This is a genomic window from Pseudomonas sp. BF-R-01 (assembly GCF_019946615.1).
GTDB classification, from domain to species: Bacteria; Pseudomonadota; Gammaproteobacteria; order Pseudomonadales; family Pseudomonadaceae; genus Aquipseudomonas; species Aquipseudomonas migulae.
In genome coordinates, this window is record NZ_JAGYFX010000015.1 from 29,551 (window position 1) to 48,523 (window position 18,973).

Sequence of the window (18,973 nt, forward strand, 5' to 3'; positions counted from 1 at the left end):
GCGCAATTGGCGTCGCCCACCTCCACATTCGGACGGCATGCAGACCTGCATCAATCCAGCCCATCACCCACCGGGGAACCCTCCCCCGACGGGCAAGGCGTTCCTCCATTTTTCTCTCGAGGAAATTGCCATGCGCGATATCTACCAAGACGTGACTGACAAGATCGTTACCGCGTTAGATCAAGGCGTTGCTCCCTGGATCAAACCCTGGTCCTCAAGTGGCTCAGCTAAAGTCGGTCACCATCACCCCTACCCCATTAACGCCATCACGCGGCGTCCCTATTCGGGGATCAATTTACCGCTGCTCTGGGCCGAGGCCAGGTTGCAGGGATTCACTCAAGATCGTTGGCTGACCTTCAACCAAGCCAAAAAAGCTGGTGGGCATATCCGTAAGGGTGAGCACAGCACCCTGGCGGTGCTCTATAAGCCGATGGAGCGCGAGGAACAGACCGAGTCAGGCCAACCCGTACTCGATGAAAACGGTCAGCCCAAGGTCGCTCACTTCGGCATACTCAGGACGCATTTTCTGTTCAACATCGAGCAAACGGCGGGACTCGAAATACTCAATGAAACCCTGCTCGAGACGGAACAGAGTGATCCCTTCCAGCCCAACAGCGCTGCGGAAAATCTGCTGTTACGTTCGGGTGCACACATCGTTCATCGTTCTGCAGACGAAGCCTTTTACCATCCGGTCAGGGATCTCATCCAACTGCCGACAAAAGCGCAATTTCACGATGAAGGTGGGTACTACGCCACCGCACTGCACGAGCTGACGCACTGGACCGGGCATCACGCTCGGTTGCAGCGTGAAAGCGTGACGTCATCCTGTCTGTTCGGCTCCCCAGGCTACGCGTTTGAGGAGTTGATCGCCGAAATGGGGGCGGCGTTTTTATGTGCCTACACCGGTATACAGGGAGAGCTGAGGCACGAGGGCTACATCGACTCCTGGCTTAGCCTGCTCAAGGCTGACAAGCGCGCGATCTTCCGCGCCAGTGGGCAGGCCCGAAGCGCCTCGGAGTATGTACTCAACCTGGAGCAGCAACTGAAGCAGATGGTAATGGATGACTCACGATGCATGAACGATGGAGTTTGATCGTTACCTCACCGCTGCAATCGCATCACAGGGCCCAACGCGAGTTGGGCCCTTTTTTCTGCGCCCAGAAAAATCCCCATGCCGCGGGGCTCTGATGCAAAGAATCAGAGATGGGCACACACCCGCAGCCTGTCATTCCGCATCCAGGTTCTGCGCCAGAAAATCCACTAGTTCGAGCGGACTTCGGCTGTCGATCACCTTGTAGATCAGATCGCGTTTACTGCGCGGCAACTTCTTGACCACGCTCTTCGCCGAGGCCCTGACGGCTTCGTCTGTCCCATGGATGCGTGCCGCAAGCAGCAGCACTAGTGTGGCGTCAGTGAGGGTCATGATAGGACTCACAAAAATTTGCACCGCAGTGTACCGAGTTCTCCGTACCCAACACTAACTAGATCATCAATGTACTCACCGCACAGCAAGAGAGTGAGCAATATTTCAGTCTTTTATTACCTGGGTTGCTCACCAAAAGACATGAGCCAACGTTTCGATGACGGCCCGGATCAACCCCGTACTCTTCACCGATCTGCCGTACTCTGAAGTACGCGACAAAGCCTCAAGCAGCACTTTGCCGGGAGTTGTTGCTCACCTCGAACAGCCCCACCAGTTTTTGCAACTTGTTGGCGTCAAGCCTTACCGTTTCTGCACTGGTTTGCAGCACGATCACCGTCTGGCGCATCTCTGCGGACGACTGGTCAACCTGTTTTATCGTTTTACCATAGTCGAGGCTGCGTTCATTGAGTTGTTGAATGATGCTGAACATGCTTTCCACTGCCTGATGCAGTTGCACATTTTCCGAGGATGCCTCTTCGGCCAGGCGCAAACTGTTGTCAACATCCTTGACTCCGTTTTCCATAAAGCCCACTGCTTTTTGCGTTTCGTTTTGCAGGCCTTCGACCATCTGCCGGATGTCGTCGGCGGCGCGGGATGTGCGCGAAGCCAAGGTTCGGACTTCATCGGCTACCACCGCAAAACCACGACCATGTTCGCCGGCGCGGGCGGCCTCAATGGCGGCGTTCAGCGCCAGCAAGTTGGTCTGATTGGTGATGTCGCTGATTAGGCCGGTGATATTGCCGATTTGTGCCATCCGGCTGTCGAGTAACTGCACGCTCGAAGAAGACCGCTCCACGACATCGCGAATAGACTGAGTCCCCACCTGTACCGCGAGAAATTGCTCGCGGGCTCGGCTGACCACTTCGTCCATCGCTTGCTTCATTTGTTCGGCACTGGCCGAAGCTTGCTGGATCTCGCCCAGTTGCTCTTCGACGATGATCATCATGCGATGCACCGCCTCCGCAACTTCGCCGGAGGTGAGGCTGGCCTCCTGGCTGCGGCCGAGCATCAGCTGGTTGGTCTTGCCGACGCTGTGACTGGCCTTGATCACCTGCCCGACGACCGCATCCAGATGGTCGATAAAACTGTTGATCCAACGGCCCATATCTCCGGTCTCGTCGTTGGCCATACGCGTGGTGTCGAGGCGCTGACGCAGATTGCCCTCGCCTTCAGCGATGGTCCTGATCACACCGGTCATTTCGTTTAGACGCGCAGCCAACCGCTTCGGGCCAAAAGTGCTGAACAGGACCGCAACCGTCAGCATGCTCAAAGTCTCGCAAGCATCGATCAGGCTCTGCTCCAGACCACTGTAGTGCTGGACCAGGAAATTGCAGGCGAACAGGCCAACCATGGTTGCCAGGTAAGGTTTCATCAAACCGTAACTCAGCGAGCGCCGTCGATAGACTTCCTCCAGATCGGCTTCGCACATCATGCCCCAGCGGTCAGGCGAACCGGGCAATTGGAAAGTAACGCCCTTGCCGACCACCGGAATGTGCCGGTAGTCCGAGTAGCCGGGATAGGTGACGAACAGATTGGAGCCAGTGCGAATGGTTTCCCGCACACCGGGGTGCAGTTGTTGGGTCGCCGGATCAGTGAAGCGCAGTTCCAGTTCGGTGTGGCGCTGTACCTGCACGGTCTTCCAGGGAGTCCGTACGCCAGTTTTGAGGTTCTCGCCGTGGGTAAACGTACCGTCCTCGAAGCGCGAACGAGACAGGGCAATACCCGGCTGGATCGCCGGGTCGAAGCGAGACTGAACCATGAACAGGTAGTTATCCCCCGACTCGGCAAAAATATGCCCGGCCTCACGCTGGATCAGGTCACCCAAGACATCATTCGGCACGCGGCCGCAGAGACAGCCAAGTACTTTGCCGTCAGCCTTCAGGGGCTGGTGGAACATCAGCGTGACCTCGTCGTGAAAGCGCGATGATGAGGGACCAATCTGCAAGGTCAGAGGGTCACTGTAGGGGCCGTGGAGAAACGGAGCTTTCAAACCTTCAGCCAATGCTTTGGGAACGCAGGGGCTGTTTTTGCCATGACCACTCCAGGTCGAGGCGATGACTGCGCCGCCTGTATCGACGACAAAGAGTTCGGAAAAGTCTTCGGCCTGGCCGAGCTTGTCCAGCAGCGGATGATTGTCGAGATGGGAGAAGTCGCGGCTAAGGGTCGCGGCCAGTTCGGCCAAGTGTTCCCACTGCTCCCGAGTCCAGTTGTGCAGCAATTTGACTCGGGTTTCGGCAATAGCCTCGAATGTCTGCTCAATCACCGGGTAGGCAGACCGATTGAGTCGGCAAGACCAGTTCATCGCCAGTTTGCCGGTCTTGCCAAACCAGGGTAACCAGTGCTTTTCGGCGGAGGATAACTGCATGGAATTGCTTGATAGCGACATTCACTTCCCCAAGTACGACATATGAGTGCCAAACTTGCAGGCAATTACCACGCCAATTCGAAAGCTTGCTATCCATCGCCGATGCTTAAGAACTTAGACTCAGAGTTGGATTGCGCAGGATCTTCCCAAGCTGAAGGTTGTCGGCGCTAGGTAGGAGCTCAGAGCGGCAGAAGGTTATTGAGTGAGTGATCCGATTGGAACATTCGTGTTTCAAATAAGTGCGCGATGCGATCCGTGCTCACAAACAGGGCCGCATACGACTACCCGATACCGCTGATAGCGCGACTAGAGTATTGCTGCCGACCTCGATCAGATCATGGATTTGACCGCCCTCTTGGGAACTGGTATCACCTCGCCGATCACTCCTAGTCGGCGATATGACGCTGGATCATTGTCTACCTCCGATCAGCGAAATCATGGCACAGCACCAACCGGCTCCCTCCTCGCTCGGCAACTAAACGGTACCTGGAGAAATCGGTATTCCTATTGCCGCACAAAGGGACACGAGCCAAAAGGATGGGCAAGGGTTGGAAAGGAATGGGGACTCAAGGGTAAGAGCCCTACCCGAAAAAGCTAAAAGGCCACTGACCCAGCCATTTCCCGGAGGTCACGATGCTCAGCCTGTTTCGCCGCAAAAGGCACAAGCCCCCTCCGCCACCGACCGTGAGCGTCGCCGAAGGTTACCTGCCCATCGAGTCGGCCCACAGCTTGTTGGCAGCGGAACACCGCCGTCAGTTGCTCGATCGCATCTGGCAATCCACCGCCCTCTCCCACGCCCAATTCACCCAGCTCTACTTAAATCCGATCCATCGCTACGCCGAACAGGTCCAGCAACTCCCGGCCAGCGAGACGCACCATCATGCGTATCTCGGCGGCATGCTTGACCATGGACTGGAACTGGTCGCCTGTAGTCTGAAACTGCGCCAGTCGTATTTGCTTCCCACCGGCGCCGCGCCCGAAGACCAAGCCGCCCAGACCGATGCCTGGTCCGCCGGCATCGCCTATGGCGCCCTGCTGCATGACATCGGCAAGATCGCCGTAGACCTGCAGGTCGAACGCAAGGATGGTCGTCTTTGGCATCCTTGGCAGGGTCCCCTGGATCAGCCCTACCGTTTTCGCTACCTCAAAGGTCGCGACTATCACCTGCATGGTGCCGCCGCGGGTTTGCTCTACACCCAGATTCTCGACCGGCCGATCTTGGACTGGCTCAGTGGCTTTCCGCCGCTGTGGGCGAGTCTGCTGTATGTCCTAGCCGGCCAGTACGAACGCGCCGGCGTGCTGGGCGAGTTGGTGATTCAAGCCGACCGGGTCTCCACCGCACAGAACATCGGTGGCAACCCAAGCAAGGCGCTGCAAGCGCCGATTCATACGCTGCAACATCACTTGATCAGCGGACTGCGTCATCTGGTTCAGCACGAGCTGAAACTCAACCAGCCAGGGGCCGCGGGATGGCTGACCCAGGACGCCCTGTGGCTGGTTAGTAAGGCAGTCACGGACAAGCTCCGAGCTTATTTGCTTTCACAAGCGATAGAAGGCATTCCGTCGTCCAACATTGCTGTGTTCGACGAACTGCAATCGCATGGATTGGTTGAGTCCACGCCGGAAGGCAAAGCCATCTGGACCGCGCTTGTCACGCAGGGAAACTGGCAGCAGAGCTTTACCTTTCTGCGCCTTCAACCGGCGTTGATTTGGGCGAACGAAGACCGGCCTGAAGCTTTCAGCGGAACGGTAAGCTTCGCAGTCGATGACCACTCAACTGACGCTCCGGCATCGCCACTAGCCCCCAAGGCTGTCAGTAGAGGATCAGATCAAAGCCCATCACAGCCAGATCCCGTAGCCACGGAAGATGCCGACTACTTAGGAACGTTGCTGGACATGTTCGAAATGGCAGAACCCGAGGCACGTGATGCACCGTCAGCAAACGCTCTCGAAATCTCAAATCCTCCTTCGAATAACCCTGGCCAGGCATTCTTGAATTGGGTCAAGGAAAGCATCCTGAGCCACAAACTGGTCATCAATGACAGCAAGGCCAAAATCCACACGGTGAGTGGCAGCGTATTTCTGGTCACGCCTGGTCTCTTCCAACGCTATGCGCAGGAGTTCCCTGGTATCTCTCAGGGTGCCAATCAAGAGACTGAAGAATGGCGTTGGGTGCAGAAGCAATTCGAAAAATTGAAGGTCCACAGGAAGCGTGACGACGGTCTAAATATCTGGGCTTGTCAGGTCGAAGGTCCCCGTAAGAAGGCAAAACTCAAAGGCTATTTGCTAGAAGAACCAGCACTATTGTTCAAAGCTGCGGCCGTACCTGCCGATAATCCCTTTCTTAAGCTCGAAAAAGCTTAAATCTCCGTAGCATCCCATTGGGTGCTCGACATGCAGAATCAACTCGTGGCAGCGCTCATTACTGAACCGCTCCGTTGCCGCTCTCCAGGAGTTCATAGAGTTCGATGGTTGATTGGCTTAGTCTCAAAGTTTTTTGGGGCGCCCTGCTTGACGATAATATCATCATGACACCTATACTCGTGCAGCATCATCGGGCCTCGAGGACGTAAGCTTGATCGACCGAAGAGTCAATCGACGATCGTTGTCGTTCGCCGCGCAGCGACTATGTGGCTGCTGGTTTTCAGGCTTTTTTTGTAGGGCATGATGCGATATGCGTTAAAGAGCAAATCATCTGAACTTCAGTCTCTGAAGCGATGCATTGGCTGCCGATCCGACGTAAGACTGACCGAGGGCAAGGAATGCACATCGTTGGTGGTCTATATCGCGAGTTATGTGATGTACCGTTCTGGGACTCTACGCTGGGCTCTGGAGGTCGCGCTGCCTTGGCCGCCAACGCACTGGTTTCGGGTGTCGAGTTTTCCACTTATGCCTCCCCCGCTGATCGCTCCGCATTGGTTTCGCTGGAGTCGCAGGGAATCATCACGCATGCCGCTACCAGGCCATCGCCAATAGTCTTTGCGTATTTCCACCCTCTTTCTTCGCCCCATATTGAGCCACCGCGCGCGTCCATCAACCGCGAAAACTCGATATCGGTGACTGGGAACGCCGTTTTGCGCTTCGGCTTTCTTGAGGGAGATGCGGTGGTCACGGCGAATCGGGCCGTATACGACCCGCAAACCTGGCATAACCCGCCATCGTTTGGAGCCAATGGGTCGACGGCCAGAGAATTGGCCCTAGTAATGAATGAACTGGAAGCGCGCCAGATAACTGGAATCGATGAGTTGCACTTAGCGGCGCAACACCTGCTGAAAAATCAACGCGCACAGGTTGTCGTGATCAAACAAGGTGCACGTGGTGCCTCAGTTTACGAGGGTGTAGGCAAGATTTCACACATACCGGCTTATCGTTCCAGCAGTGTTTTTAAAATCGGAACAGGTGACATATTTACTGCCGTATTTGCGGTTCATTGGGCGCAAGGCGAACTGCCGCCTCACCAAGCTGCAGATCTGGCGTCACGGTCGGTATCTGTCTATTGCGATACCCGTGCGTTCGAGTTTGATGAATCCATCCTCAAGCAACGTCAGCCTATCTCATCTTGGAGAGGTGGCAGAGTTCGTCTTGAAGGTGGTGTTGATTCACTAGGACAGCGATACACGATGGAAGAAGCCCGGTTTGCATTGCGCGAACTGGGTGTTGATGTGACATGTCCACAGATTGAAGTGGCAAACGCTGGCTGGAATACGGATGCGACCTTGGTAATAAATGATGAGTTGTCGGTGGAGTCCCTGGCACGAATTGCAGAAGACCGAGCCCGATCAATTCCGATCATCACACTTCACGAGCGCACTACTGCCGCGAGTGTATTAACCGTTGCAACAGAGACAACGGATGACTTCACGACAGCAATGTACCTCGCAGCCTGGGCTGCTGGCGAAGCCGCTGCCACTCACTGAAAGATAAAACAATAATTGGCATCGCCCGCAGGGTCATGCAACGGAATGTAACCAGCTGAGGCCAGATCGATCCATGGCGGACGTCTATATCATATATGCCAAAGAAAATAGCAAGACAGCGCTGAAGGTTCGCGATCTCCTTTCCGCGTCCTGGAGCGTGTGGCTGGACGATTTGATAGTTGGCGACTTCAGTGTCGCGATTACAGAGAATCTCAAAGAAGCGAAATGCGTCGTTGCTCTGTATTCCTCATTTGCTCACAAGCACACCATCACTGGCGAGTTGAGCTTGGCAGAAAAATATCAAAAGAAGGTCGTCCCTCTCATTTTGGATGACAGTGATCCGCCGTACCCATATGGTCACTTCAGCAGTGTTGATTTCCGGTCATGGCAGGGCGAAGCAGATCACTCATGCTTTCAGTTGCTGCAGAAGAAAATCGGGCTCGTTGTACCTCCTCAGGGTAAGCCCGTCCGGTTAGCCACGATAGCTGACGGTGCGCTTGCCCTTCCTAATGTCTTCATGTCTGTTTCGTCACACGAGACACAGTTCGATCCCGTAGAAGCGCTGGAAGCATTAACGGTGTATCCGACGCGCTCGATTCTTGTTTCTGCCTATGACCTGGTTAATTCTGAATCGCGACACGAGATGATTGCTGAAATAACGACCTATCGAGACCAAGGCGGTTTTGTTCTCATCGACTCGGGCAACTATGAGGCCTACCGCCTGAATGACAAACAGTGGAAGCCATCGAACCTGAAGCGCGCGCTAACCGATACGCCACACGATTGGGCGTTCTGTTTTGACAACATGACCCCCAGTGACAAATTCGAAGTGGCGGTCAGGCAGGTCATAAAAGCAGTGGAGCGTGACGCCAAGCACACCTCTGCTCCGGTGCTACCCATCATTCACGTCAAGCAGACCCCTAAGGGGCTCGAAAGACTTCCTCGGATCGTCAGGGCGATATCCGAGCACCTGCAACCGCCTATCATCGCCATTCCGGAAAGGGAACTGGGTGCGGGCCTTGCGCAGCGTGCATTGACTGTCAGACATATCAGGGATGAACTGGACAAGCTGCCCTATTATCAACCCATTCATCTACTGGGCACTGGAAACCCGTGGAGCATTGCACTACTGGCGGCCGCTGGCGCGGACACGTTCGACGGTCTTGAGTGGTGTCGGTTTGCGGTAGATCCAGAGCTTGAGCGGCTTCACCACTTCCAACACTTCGACTTTTTCAAAACGAAAAGGATCCGAAGTGAATTTATGGATAGGGTGATGGCAAACGACAACATAGGCTACGCAGGCAAGGTTGCGTTCCACAATCTAGAGTATTATGCGGAGTTTGGCCGAATCATGCGTGACATGTATTCGAAAGGCCGCGAAGAACCGTTCGCAATGGGAGTTACCGGCATGAAAAGCGCCGAGCTTCGATCGCTATTCCCAGGAATTTTTCTATGACCACTTATAGCGCTGAAGCGCTCTGCAGAGCTGTCGCTGCGGTCTGTCCAGATATTCGCACACGCATCGAAGCCGGCGCAGTGTCTGACGAGCGTCATCTATGGTGGGAGCTTTCTTGCTGCATTCTCAGTAGCCAGGTCCCCTACCCGCTCGCTATGGCAGCCGCCGATGCCATCGATGAACGTGGCTATCTTTATCACAACAACCAACACGGCGAGCACCTTGCCGAGAAATTGTTTGAAGTGCTCAGAACCCCTCTCGTTGTCGACGGTAAAAAGCGCACTTACAGGTTTCCCAGGGCAAAAGCCGGTCACTTAGCGTCCACGTGGACGGCCGTAGCAAGCATTGGCGGCTCACTCAAGGCGCTGATCAGTGGTGACGTCAGTGACGTACGCGCGTGGCTAGTGGCCCATGCATCCGGTATGGGGCCCAAGCAAGCCAGTATGTTTTTGCGCAATTGCGGGGTTACTTATGACTTGGCAATCCTTGATCGGCACGTGCTCAATTACATGTCTGCTCAGGGGATATATTCAGGCACTCAGGTATCCATATCCGGACTGAATCAATATGGCAGGCATGAAGACAGGCTTCGTGACCATGCCCGGGAAATGGATTGCCCGGTTGGTCTTTTGGATTGGGCCATATGGATCGTTATGCGCGTTGCAAATCGCAAGCAGGAGGCTGTTTTAGTATGAGTATCGTGACACTGGTTTCTGGAGGCCTAGACTCTACGCTCGTCGCCAAGTTGGCACAGGAGCAAGGCCTGCAGATATTTCCACTCTTTGTAGATTATGGTCAACGAGCCCGCGACCGAGAGCTCGCAGCCTGCAAGCTGGCCATGCAGAAGCTTGGACTTCCTGAGCCCGAGATTGCCGGTCTGTCGGGATTTGGCAGGTTGATTCGCTCGGGACTCACCGACCCGACTTTGCACATCATTGACGACGCCTTCACTCCCGGCCGGAACATGCTGTTTCTGTTAACCGCCGCCGCTTACGCCCATCAGAAAAACGCCGATGCGATCTCCATCGGATTGCTTCACGAAAGCACCAGCCTTTTTCCTGATCAGACCTCCGGATTCCTCGAGGAGGCTGAGCGCATGATAACTCTATGCATGGGCCGGAATATCAAGGTGCTTGCACCGCTCTCATCGTTCACCAAACCTGACGTCGTGACGCTGGCAGCCGAGAAAGGCATCTCTCAGACCTACTCGTGCCACCTGGGTGAAGAACAGCCGTGCGGCAACTGTATCGCCTGCAACGAATTCAAATTTGAGGGTGCCAATGATGGGCGGTAGCAGCACAGGTGGATGGAGCCGACTCGGTGATGTCAGGTCACTGGAGCAAAAAGCCAAGGCTGCTCTAAATGAGGGCAAGCGCAACGTGTTCATCAGTTTTGCCACTGAGGACATGGCTGAGGTCAATCTGCTCAGGGGACAGGCAAAAAACGATAACAATGACATCGAGTTCAATGATCATTCAGTCCGCGAACCCTACGACAGTGAGCAGGCGGAGTACATCAAGCGCAAGATCGCCGAGCGCATCAACCGCTCATCTATCACTGTGGTCTTCATTTCCAAGGACACTGCCCAGAGCAAGTGGGTGAAATGGGAGGTAGAAAAGAGCTTAGAGCTTGGCAAGAAGGTTGTAGCTGTGCATTCCGGTAAGCAGTTCAGCGGAACTGAGCCTAAATGGGTATCGGAACACAAGATCAAAACCGTACCCTGGTCGAAGCTCTCCGACGAGCTTAAATAAGCTGCCGGCAGGAAGGTGTTTAGCTTCTGAAACTAGCGCCCTACTCCTGCCGGTAGTCGTTCGCGCGCGAGGCGCTGTCAGTTGTCCTTCCTTGCCTCCCACTGAGTGTGCTCACGAGAAAACGCGTTCTCAGCGTCACCTACAAATGTCGACAAATGCTCATCTTTTTTCAGCTCATCGGCCTGTTCACGGATAAGCGTGATCTCATGCGCAGTAAGTGCGTAAGACGCCGATAGCTCAGTGAAGCGTTTTGCCTGCATCCACGTCAGAATACTTGCTGCAACAGCGATCAGCACGTCAGTCGGAAAGTATTGGTATTCCACGTTGGCGATCTTGATCAGCGCACATCCAAAAGCGATGGCGTTAACGGCGATCAATGCAATGAAGAAATACTTGGCGGCCTGGGCGTTGAAGTTAGCTTTACGTGAATACCATCCCAGTTGGTCGTTGATCCGGGATTCGATGTACGTATCGCGCCGGGTTTCGAAATCACCGGCCCTCATCAGCTTCATCTTGTGCGTAATTTGCTGGGCCGGCAGATGCGTGAGCAGCTTGTTCGACACGCCTGGGTTTTGCTCAACCACTTGCGTAAGCTTTGCCAGCAAATGCTTCTTGGCCGCCTCGTCGCTTTCATGAAAAGGCTCTGCGCGGGACACGTAGCGCCACACCATGGTTTTGATTGATTCGGCGACGGCACGCCCCGAATACCAAAGCCGCTCAGGCCGCTGTGTCGCCAAATACACAGAGCTGGCTAATGCGCCGGCTAAAAGAGCCGCCTGCAGGGCCGCTGCACCCCAGTGAGGGTAATTGATAACGGAGACGACTGCGGCCACCACCAACAGCGCCAGGTTAGTGAGCAGCGCGGCAAGAAAATGCTTCTGAGCGGAACCCGACAGCTCATCGGCGGCCTGATAGAGACCAGGGAAATCAGAAATCTGCATCAAGGAACCTCATAGCCGAGCTTTTGATACACGGCTGACGGATAGAAATAGTTGCCACGTTCACTTGCCGTGGGGTTCGCCAGGGCATGAGCAATAATGGCAGGGGAATACGGGACGAACACTGCCCCGACGTCCTGCAGGATGGGAGGGCAAAGATCAGCATTCACCTGGCGGGCTCCGTCCAGGTTGATGCCGATGAGCTTGCACCCCTTCTCTATCGCTACCTGTATCTCCCAACGCACGTATTTGTGTTTCGAACGCGTGTCCCTGCCAATCAGCAGTGCGAAGGTGCCGGCCATATCAATCCTTTCCCGGCATTTGCGCTTGATGTAATCCTCGTCTTCCGAGTTCAACGCCATGTTCAACTGGCAGTCGGCGAAATCAAAATCGATCCGAGTGTTTTTCTTCCACGCCCCCATCAGTTCATACATGTGGCGGTCTGTGCTGCTGAAGCCGACGAATGTTCTGGGCAACCCCATTTCGCTGTTCCTTTCTTGAAGTCGTTGGTTGAGCATTGTCGATAACCTCAAACGGTTAGTGCTGAGCCGGGGCCAGCGCTGCGAGCCGTTTCTCTCGGGTTGCTAACACGTGACTTTTGCCCGCCTGATAAGTATCAACCTCCCATTGAGCAATGAAGGCTCCCATAAAATGATTCTCGAACGTCTCGGCTTGCGTGGCGTCTCCGACCGCAAAATAGCAGTTGGCCAAAGTCGCATACACCCAGCGTCTGTCGCTGCGTTCAATGAAATCGGGAGACTCCAGCACGGGCAACAGAATCCTCAAAATCGCTTCACGGATTTTCTGCGCGCACATGAAGTCGAACATTCTCTCCGCGTCTTCTGTTTGTATTTGCGCTCGAAACTCGAAGCACAGCGCAAGGTTTTCGCCGTTGTAATAGTCACGCTTGACCTCAAAGCCTCGGCGATAAAAAGCAATAGCTGAGTCAAGTGAAGCTCTATCACCCTCAAGCAGCCAGATTCGCTTGACGATCGCTCCCGCAATGCCAACAGTCTCGGGGTCATTCGAGCTTTCAGGATTGAGGGGGCTAAGCACTTCCATGGCAGCTCGCAGCGCGGCGAGCTCATCAGGAATCTTTGACTTATAGGTGCTCAGTGCAAGCTTTTGCAAAATATCAGGCTCACCAGGCTTCATATCCCTTGCAGCAGCAAACTCTACGCTGGCAGCATGATGTTGACTCTGCCGCATCAACTTTTCACCTTCGCGCATGTGATGAAAAAGTCGTTGTTGAGCGGCTTCTGCTTCATCGACCAACTCTTCAAACTCTTCATCCGACATACTCGGCGAGCGCAACCTGGGCAGGAACGTATAAACTGGACTGTCGATAGCCTGGGCGGCCATCACGGCCTCAATCAGGTTACCCAGGGCCTCCGTGGCGCGCCGCGCCTCACGTGCAAGAATGTCTTCACCAAAATGCGAATACTGGAAAGTGCTGATGTGATTGAGGTCAAAGTACAGCTTGCCCTTGTCCTCGCTCATGACGATGGTCGAATTCGGTCTCAGCGCGTGACGTACTCCCAGTTCGTAGACGGCGTTTACGTTTCCCGTGGAAATATCGGCGATGACCAGATCAGCCCTGAGCAGCAGGTCGTACATTTTTACGTCGATAAGTCCCGACTGCATGATCTCGTCAGCCCGAACGCAGCGTAAGCCGCGGCTGGTGACAGCGGGCTCGATAATCGTTTCGTACGTTGCATTCAGGTCGAGCGTGCGACCAGACTCATACTCGGTTTTCTTGCCATACCCCATCACGACAAAGCATAACTTCATCACAGCGATCTCTTACTCGCAAAAATGTTTGATCAAAATCGCGGCTGTCTATCGATCCTGTTCGAGCACAAGCTAAGCCCATGCAAGGCTCATCGATGAGCCCTGGAAAGATATGAAGCAACCGCGAATTCGATCTCCGGCAAAAGGGCAAATCTGAATCGTGCGACGCACATAGAGCATTGTTTTGAGGTCTGTCAGGCCAACGGCGGCTAAGGCAGACGACGGGGCTATTCCTACCATCTGGCAGATGATTTTTAGATTATTGGTTGATCATCAATGCTGGCCAAAACGCCTGGTTAATTACAAGACTGACCGCTTGGTTCGAGTTCTTCTTAACCCCGTCCATGAGCGCTTTGTTGTAGCTAAAATCATAAATAAACTTAGGATCGTCCGAGTTGATTCGAATGCCCAGGAATCCATACCAAAGCAGCAGATCTACCGCGCGACTCGCCTTCTGCTGATCAAGCCCAGACTTAAGGAGAGTATCCATCACCTGCTGCTCAGAAAGGTCGGCGGATGATGCGACGAAAGCGTAGAGAAGGCCATCAGTCTCATCGGACACGTCCTGAAGCTCGTAGCCAATATCGCGCAGCAGATCCGCTGAATAGGCCGCGATGCCTTTCTCGATGTCGCTGCCTTCGATAATCTCGTGGTTGAGGTTGATGGCAAAGCTCTTGCAATGATTGATCAGATTCAAGAGAAAGCGTGGTCTCATCAAGGAACGCTCTATCAGAAACTGAGACGTTTCCTCGCCCTTGTAATGGCTTACAAAAAGCCGCAGCCAGGCCGACTTGAAGTCCAGGTCTTCTTCAAGACCGTTGGACACGATTCGCAAACGAACGAGCTCGCGTAACAAGTCAGAATCCGTCCAATCCAGCACCACACTGGCTTCCTTGCCGCGGTCAGACGTCTCCTTGACCAGCAGCTCGTAGACGTCGTTGCGCAGGAACACTACCGAGCGCACCTTGATGTTGTCGCTGCTGAACTGACGCTCAATTTTTCGCGTAGCGTCGATCAAAGCTCTGACCATAAGCAGGTCTTCATGCTTCAGTCCGGACGTTGGCCAGCCATTATCAATATTGTCGAAGAGAAGCCATAGCACCTGCTTGTTCTCAAGGTAACGTCCCAGCTTTTGTTTGAGTTGCTTGACGTCATGTTTGTACAGGAGTTCGGTCACTTCGAATGAGCTCAGATTGACGCTTTCGGTTGAACCGTACTTGGATTGGTATTCGGAGTAGATTTTCTCCATGAGCATCGACATGCGCTCAGAAAAATCGCCTTCTGAATCGTAATCTTCTCCCCGATACAGCTCGGCGAGCTCGCGATAGCCTTCATACAGCCGATGATCATGGATGTGACGCTGTTTGTCTTTTTCCAAAATCTTGTAGCAAATTTCCAGCAGTAGCACGTACTCCCAAAACGCCGTGATCGTGTGCTGGTAGGTGCCTTCGGAAAGAAACTGAAGGATGCGTTCTTTGAATTTGATGAGCTTGTAGCCGTCTGGCTTCAAATCCAAAACGATATTCTTGTTACGGTTTTTGTCGCGCTCGGCATCCCTGATTTGAAGAAAGATGGCTGATTTTCCAGAACCCTTACGACCGACGACCAAATGCGCCTCGCCACGCAACGATTTCAGAAACTGATCGGTCTCCAGATAATAACGTTCGAGATCCCGCATTTCGTTCTCGGCAGATGTCGCGCCGAGGTTGAGCTTTTTGATAAATGACCGCTCGGGTTTCGCGCCAGAAGCCTCAAGCTGCTGAAACGCTTGGGTCACATCGGACGCAAACACCTCAATGGCGCGGTTAACATCATTCGGATGGTAGGTGACCTGGACAAAGTCTCGATAATCCACTGGGACCGGCTCATCGCCTGACTGAAGAATGCACATCGCCTTGCCCATGCCATCGGCCAAACCAGCAATGAAGGCGGCTCGCATGTTGTGGATGGCCGCTCCTGTCGCCCCAGTAGATAGCAACGGAACCACAACCCCATAGGATTGTGCGACCTGATTGATCGCGTCATAGGCCGAAAGCCTGGGAGTTTCGTTTGGATCAAAGTTACGGAAGATGAAGCCGCCCTTTTTGATCCTCGAGATGATGCGGGTCGACCAGTCGGTTTTGTGCGGTGTATCCAACAAATAAACCGGTGCCTTGAGATTGAGCGCAGCAGACACGTCAATCGATTTCCAGGCTGACGCGTTGTTCAAAAAACCGCTCAGCTCAGGCGAGTTCTGGTATTCCTGAAACCCAAGGGTGTCAAAAATACCGACATCGGAAATTTTCAACCCCTGCGACTGAAGGCTTTTGTTTTTGACAAGCAGAACGCGCTTTGATTTACCAAGGGCGTAGCCAATTTCATACGTGACGTTGAAATTTAGCTCACTGATGTCAGCAACCAGGAAATCGGCTGCATCAATACTTGCCAGCACTTCGTCAGAGATGAAGTGACCGACGATGTCCAAGGCCCTCCAGGTAGACACAACCGTTTTCGTATTGGTTCTTGAGCTGGTAGCAACAGCACTCTCAATGGTTTGCCCTATCTCGGCAGGCGTTGACGCGTAAGCAAAAAAGCCAATGACGTCCTTCATATCCTTTCCCTGAAATAACAACCGGTTGTTCTCGTGTCTTCAGGATAACGACCACCATGCCGATGGTAAATGGCTATCAGTATGCCCGTCACATGCTAGAGCTAGGATCAAGACCACTAGCTGGTGTCGAAGGCTCTCCGGATCGTACACGTAGCCTGGCTTCCAGGCAGTCACAGGTTCAGCGGCCACCTCTCTTGGGCTATAGTTCTCAGCCGCTTGCTTTGCGTCTCCACGACAGAGTGTGAGTTAGCAGCGGATTTGGCACCGACCAGGACCTTGCAAGAGATTCCGAGCTGACCGCTAGAAGCCTCGGCCGACGGATCTTTCGAGGGTTCAGCGGCACTCAATCGGTGCCAACTACCTGCAAAATGGTTTGTCACCAAAACAGCAAGAAGTCGGGTGAATTTGCGGTCTGTTTGGCACTGCGGTTTGGGCCCAAAAACGTCGAATTTGGAGGTATGAATAAGGCTCTCGGACGCGATAGTTTGATTCCAAATCGGCCCCTGGGCCTTGTGATCAAAGGGCTCGGCCGGCGACTAGAGACCTTCCACAGACCTGGCGATTGCCCAACCACCCTCCCCCGCTTCCCCGCGCTCTGTTCCGTTTCCCTAGCGCACAATCGGAAGTCCGGCCTAAAGGTGCTTTCGCTGCTTCCGTTTGTCTTCAAAGGCACGGCCCGCGTGACGTACAGCCGGTTTCGCTGATTTGGGATGGTGACCTTTAAGAACGAAGAATCGGAACTGAGCTTCCAGGGTTTCGCGCCGCGGAACAGGTGAGGAAAAACACCCTAATCGCCCGGAAACAGGGCGTTTGGCAAGGCTATCTGACATGCGAAAAAGCGGAGAAAGGAAGAGAAATATCAGACAGGAGACAGGATTGGTGCCAAAGGCAGCGCGAAAAAGGGCCAAAAGCGGCGTGAACTCACAGGGCTGTAGTTGGCTTGTAAATAAAAAACCCGACACGAAGGCCGGGTTACCCACCCTCTCCGAGACGCAGCCACCAAATGAGAGGGATGGAGAGCTGATAAGAGAGTGTGGGGGCGAGATATTGTCAACTGGTGCTCTCCTGCGCAATAAAAAATCCGACTCAAGGGCAGCATATCGTGATCATTAGCCCGTAGAAATCAGATGCTGACCGTCATTTTTCGAGTTTCTCCCGATGCCTCAGGTGGCATGTGAAGTCCAGCCCTCCAGTGGCAACTCGAAGAACAACAAACGACCATCAGAAGCACTCAACTGTAACGGTAACATCCTTTGCCACCGCTCGAAGTTAACACCTCAGCTTGAGCCCAGGGCACTGCACACGAACCGCGTGGTCACGTCGAAATTATCCGAAGTGAGGACATCAATTGGCGAACGACCTTTTAATCGCCCCCCCCAACAAAGCATTACCGGTACGCCTACTTCATTGCGCTACGTTTTACGTTTAACCGAGTAACATTCTCGTCGGCCTGATTCGCAAACTCGTGAGGGGTGACATGCTCCTGAAGATTGACCTCAAGGTACCGGCTCCACCAGTTCATGATCAGCCTGCGCTCTTCAATGAACTCTGCCTTGTGAATGTAGGCGGCACGAACGCTGTTCCGCTCTCGATGGCTCATCTGTCTTTCAATAGCCGTCTCTGACCACAGCCCTGACTCAACCAGTGCGCTGCATGCCATTGAGCGGAAGCCGTGACCACAAATCTCCGTCTTCGTGTCGTACCCCATGGTACGCAACGCTTTGTTCACGGTGTTTTCTGACATCGGCTTCCAGGCCCTAGCATCACCGGCAAATACCAGGTCGAATGTGCCTGTGAGGGTGTGGATCTGTTCAAGCACGGCCACAACTTGCGGCGATAAAGGCACAAGATGAACATCGCCCGCCATTTTCGTCCCCCGCGTTGAATGGCGTACGTCCTCTAGCTCCGGCCGAGTATCCGGGATCTCCCATACGCCACGCTTGAGGTCGAACTCACACCAGCGAGCGAAACGTAATTCACTCGAGCGAACAAACACGTGCAGCGACAGCATGAGCGTCAGCCGGGTCAGCTCTCGGCCCTTGTAGGCATTGATTCGTGCCAGCAATTCAGGCAGGCGTGATAGGGGCAATGCAGGCCGATGGGAGACTCGCGGCGCTTTGATCAGGCCCTGAAGATCGTACGCAGGGTTTATCGGAATAAGACGAAGGCGTTTTGCCTCACGCATAATACTTTGCAGGTATCTTTGTACCCTTAAGGCGACGTCAATCGTTCCTCGTTTTCTGATCGCCTCCAAAGGTTGCATCAGATCATAAGTATCGAGATCAGCAATAGCGCGGGCACCGATAAACGGGAAAACATAGTTTTTCAGACGGTTCAACACATTCTTGGAATGGTCGGGTGTCCATCTGGCCGACATGTTCTTGTGCCAGTCCAACGCAACGCTTTCAAAGGTACGGCCGTTAACAGCATCTTCCGTTTTGGCTTTACGCTTGCTCTCAACGGGATCAATGCCGGCTGCGAGCATTCGCTTCGCATCTAAACGCTTCTGGCGCGCATCGGCAAGGCCAATCACAGGATAGCTGCCGAGGGAGGTCAACCCCTCCCGGCCGTCAGGCTTTACGTACCTGAGACGCCAGCCTTTACGGCCATTGGTTTGGATTAGGAGATAGAGACCGTCGCCGTCGAAAAGCTTGTAGGGACGGTCTGTTGGCTTGGCTAAACGGCAAGCAGCGTCGGTAAGCGGAGCAGTTGTGCGCGACATAAGGGTACTATCCTTAATCG

14 protein-coding genes are annotated in these 18,973 nt (G+C 54.0%); 7 read left to right on the forward strand and 7 right to left on the reverse strand.

Annotated elements, in window-relative coordinates; genetic code table 11:
- The first annotated feature begins 130 nt into the window (after window positions 1-130).
- Window positions 131-1,093, forward strand: a complete 963-nt coding sequence (locus tag KGB27_RS08780; RefSeq protein ID WP_223554002.1) for an ArdC family protein — start codon at window positions 131-133, stop codon at window positions 1,091-1,093.
- 132 nt (window positions 1,094-1,225) lie between these two features.
- On the opposite strand, the gene KGB27_RS08785 is transcribed toward KGB27_RS08780, so the two are convergent.
- Both KGB27_RS08785 and KGB27_RS08790 read right to left on the reverse strand, forming a co-directional pair.
- Window positions 1,226-1,423: a hypothetical protein gene (locus KGB27_RS08785; RefSeq protein ID WP_213551390.1), complete on the reverse strand. Its 198-nt coding sequence runs from the start codon at window positions 1,421-1,423 to the stop codon at window positions 1,226-1,228.
- A gap of 223 nt (window positions 1,424-1,646) precedes the next feature.
- Window positions 1,647-3,809, reverse strand: a complete 2,163-nt coding sequence (locus tag KGB27_RS08790; RefSeq protein ID WP_223554005.1) for a methyl-accepting chemotaxis protein — start codon at window positions 3,807-3,809, stop codon at window positions 1,647-1,649.
- A gap of 612 nt (window positions 3,810-4,421) precedes the next feature.
- Here KGB27_RS08790 and mobH point away from each other — a divergent pair.
- The 6 genes from mobH (at window position 4,422) to KGB27_RS08820 (ending at window position 10,912) form a co-directional block, all read left to right on the forward strand.
- Window positions 4,422-6,152 (forward strand): MobH family relaxase, encoded by a 1,731-nt coding sequence (gene mobH / locus KGB27_RS08795; protein ID WP_223554007.1) that lies wholly within the window; start codon window positions 4,422-4,424, stop codon window positions 6,150-6,152.
- A 398-nt stretch (window positions 6,153-6,550) separates the two neighbouring features.
- A complete protein-coding gene (locus KGB27_RS08800; protein WP_223554010.1) occupies window positions 6,551-7,705 on the forward strand; it encodes a carbohydrate kinase family protein in 1,155 nt (384 codons plus the stop codon).
- A gap of 73 nt (window positions 7,706-7,778) precedes the next feature.
- Window positions 7,779-9,161, forward strand: coding sequence for a toll/interleukin-1 receptor domain-containing protein (locus KGB27_RS08805; RefSeq protein ID WP_223554012.1), 1,383 nt, complete (start codon window positions 7,779-7,781; stop codon window positions 9,159-9,161).
- Window positions 9,158-9,856, forward strand: a complete 699-nt coding sequence (locus KGB27_RS08810; RefSeq protein ID WP_223554015.1) for a DNA lyase — start codon at window positions 9,158-9,160, stop codon at window positions 9,854-9,856. The genes KGB27_RS08805 and KGB27_RS08810 overlap by 4 nt, the downstream gene beginning before the upstream one ends.
- A complete protein-coding gene (locus KGB27_RS08815; RefSeq protein WP_020300929.1) occupies window positions 9,853-10,455 on the forward strand; it encodes a 7-cyano-7-deazaguanine synthase in 603 nt (200 codons plus the stop codon). The genes KGB27_RS08810 and KGB27_RS08815 overlap by 4 nt, the downstream gene beginning before the upstream one ends.
- Window positions 10,445-10,912, forward strand: a complete 468-nt coding sequence (locus KGB27_RS08820; protein ID WP_123334328.1) for a TIR domain-containing protein — start codon at window positions 10,445-10,447, stop codon at window positions 10,910-10,912. The genes KGB27_RS08815 and KGB27_RS08820 overlap by 11 nt, the downstream gene beginning before the upstream one ends.
- A 77-nt stretch (window positions 10,913-10,989) precedes the next feature.
- Here KGB27_RS08820 and KGB27_RS08825 read toward each other — a convergent pair whose 3' ends face one another.
- From KGB27_RS08825 to KGB27_RS08845, 5 genes are all read right to left on the reverse strand, one after another.
- Window positions 10,990-11,853, reverse strand: a complete 864-nt coding sequence (locus KGB27_RS08825) for a DUF4231 domain-containing protein (RefSeq protein ID WP_223554017.1) — start codon at window positions 11,851-11,853, stop codon at window positions 10,990-10,992.
- Entirely contained in the window at window positions 11,853-12,332 is a 480-nt protein-coding gene (locus KGB27_RS08830; RefSeq protein WP_223554020.1) for a TIR domain-containing protein, read from the reverse strand. The genes KGB27_RS08825 and KGB27_RS08830 overlap by 1 nt, the downstream gene beginning before the upstream one ends.
- A 55-nt stretch (window positions 12,333-12,387) precedes the next feature.
- On the reverse strand, window positions 12,388-13,641 hold the full coding sequence (locus KGB27_RS08835; protein WP_223554022.1) for a DUF4071 domain-containing protein: 1,254 nt from the start codon (window positions 13,639-13,641) through the stop codon (window positions 12,388-12,390).
- Between the two features lie 259 nt (window positions 13,642-13,900).
- The gene (locus tag KGB27_RS08840) at window positions 13,901-16,231 is read right to left on the reverse strand and encodes a nucleoside 2-deoxyribosyltransferase (RefSeq protein ID WP_223554024.1); all 2,331 of its coding nucleotides are present in this window, start codon (window positions 16,229-16,231) and stop codon (window positions 13,901-13,903) included.
- 1,399 nt (window positions 16,232-17,630) lie between these two features.
- Window positions 17,631-18,953 carry a tyrosine-type recombinase/integrase gene (locus KGB27_RS08845; protein ID WP_223554026.1) on the reverse strand — a complete coding sequence of 441 codons (1,323 nt, stop codon included), beginning with the start codon at window positions 18,951-18,953 and terminating at the stop codon, window positions 17,631-17,633.
- Window positions 18,954-18,973: the final 20 nt, after the last annotated feature.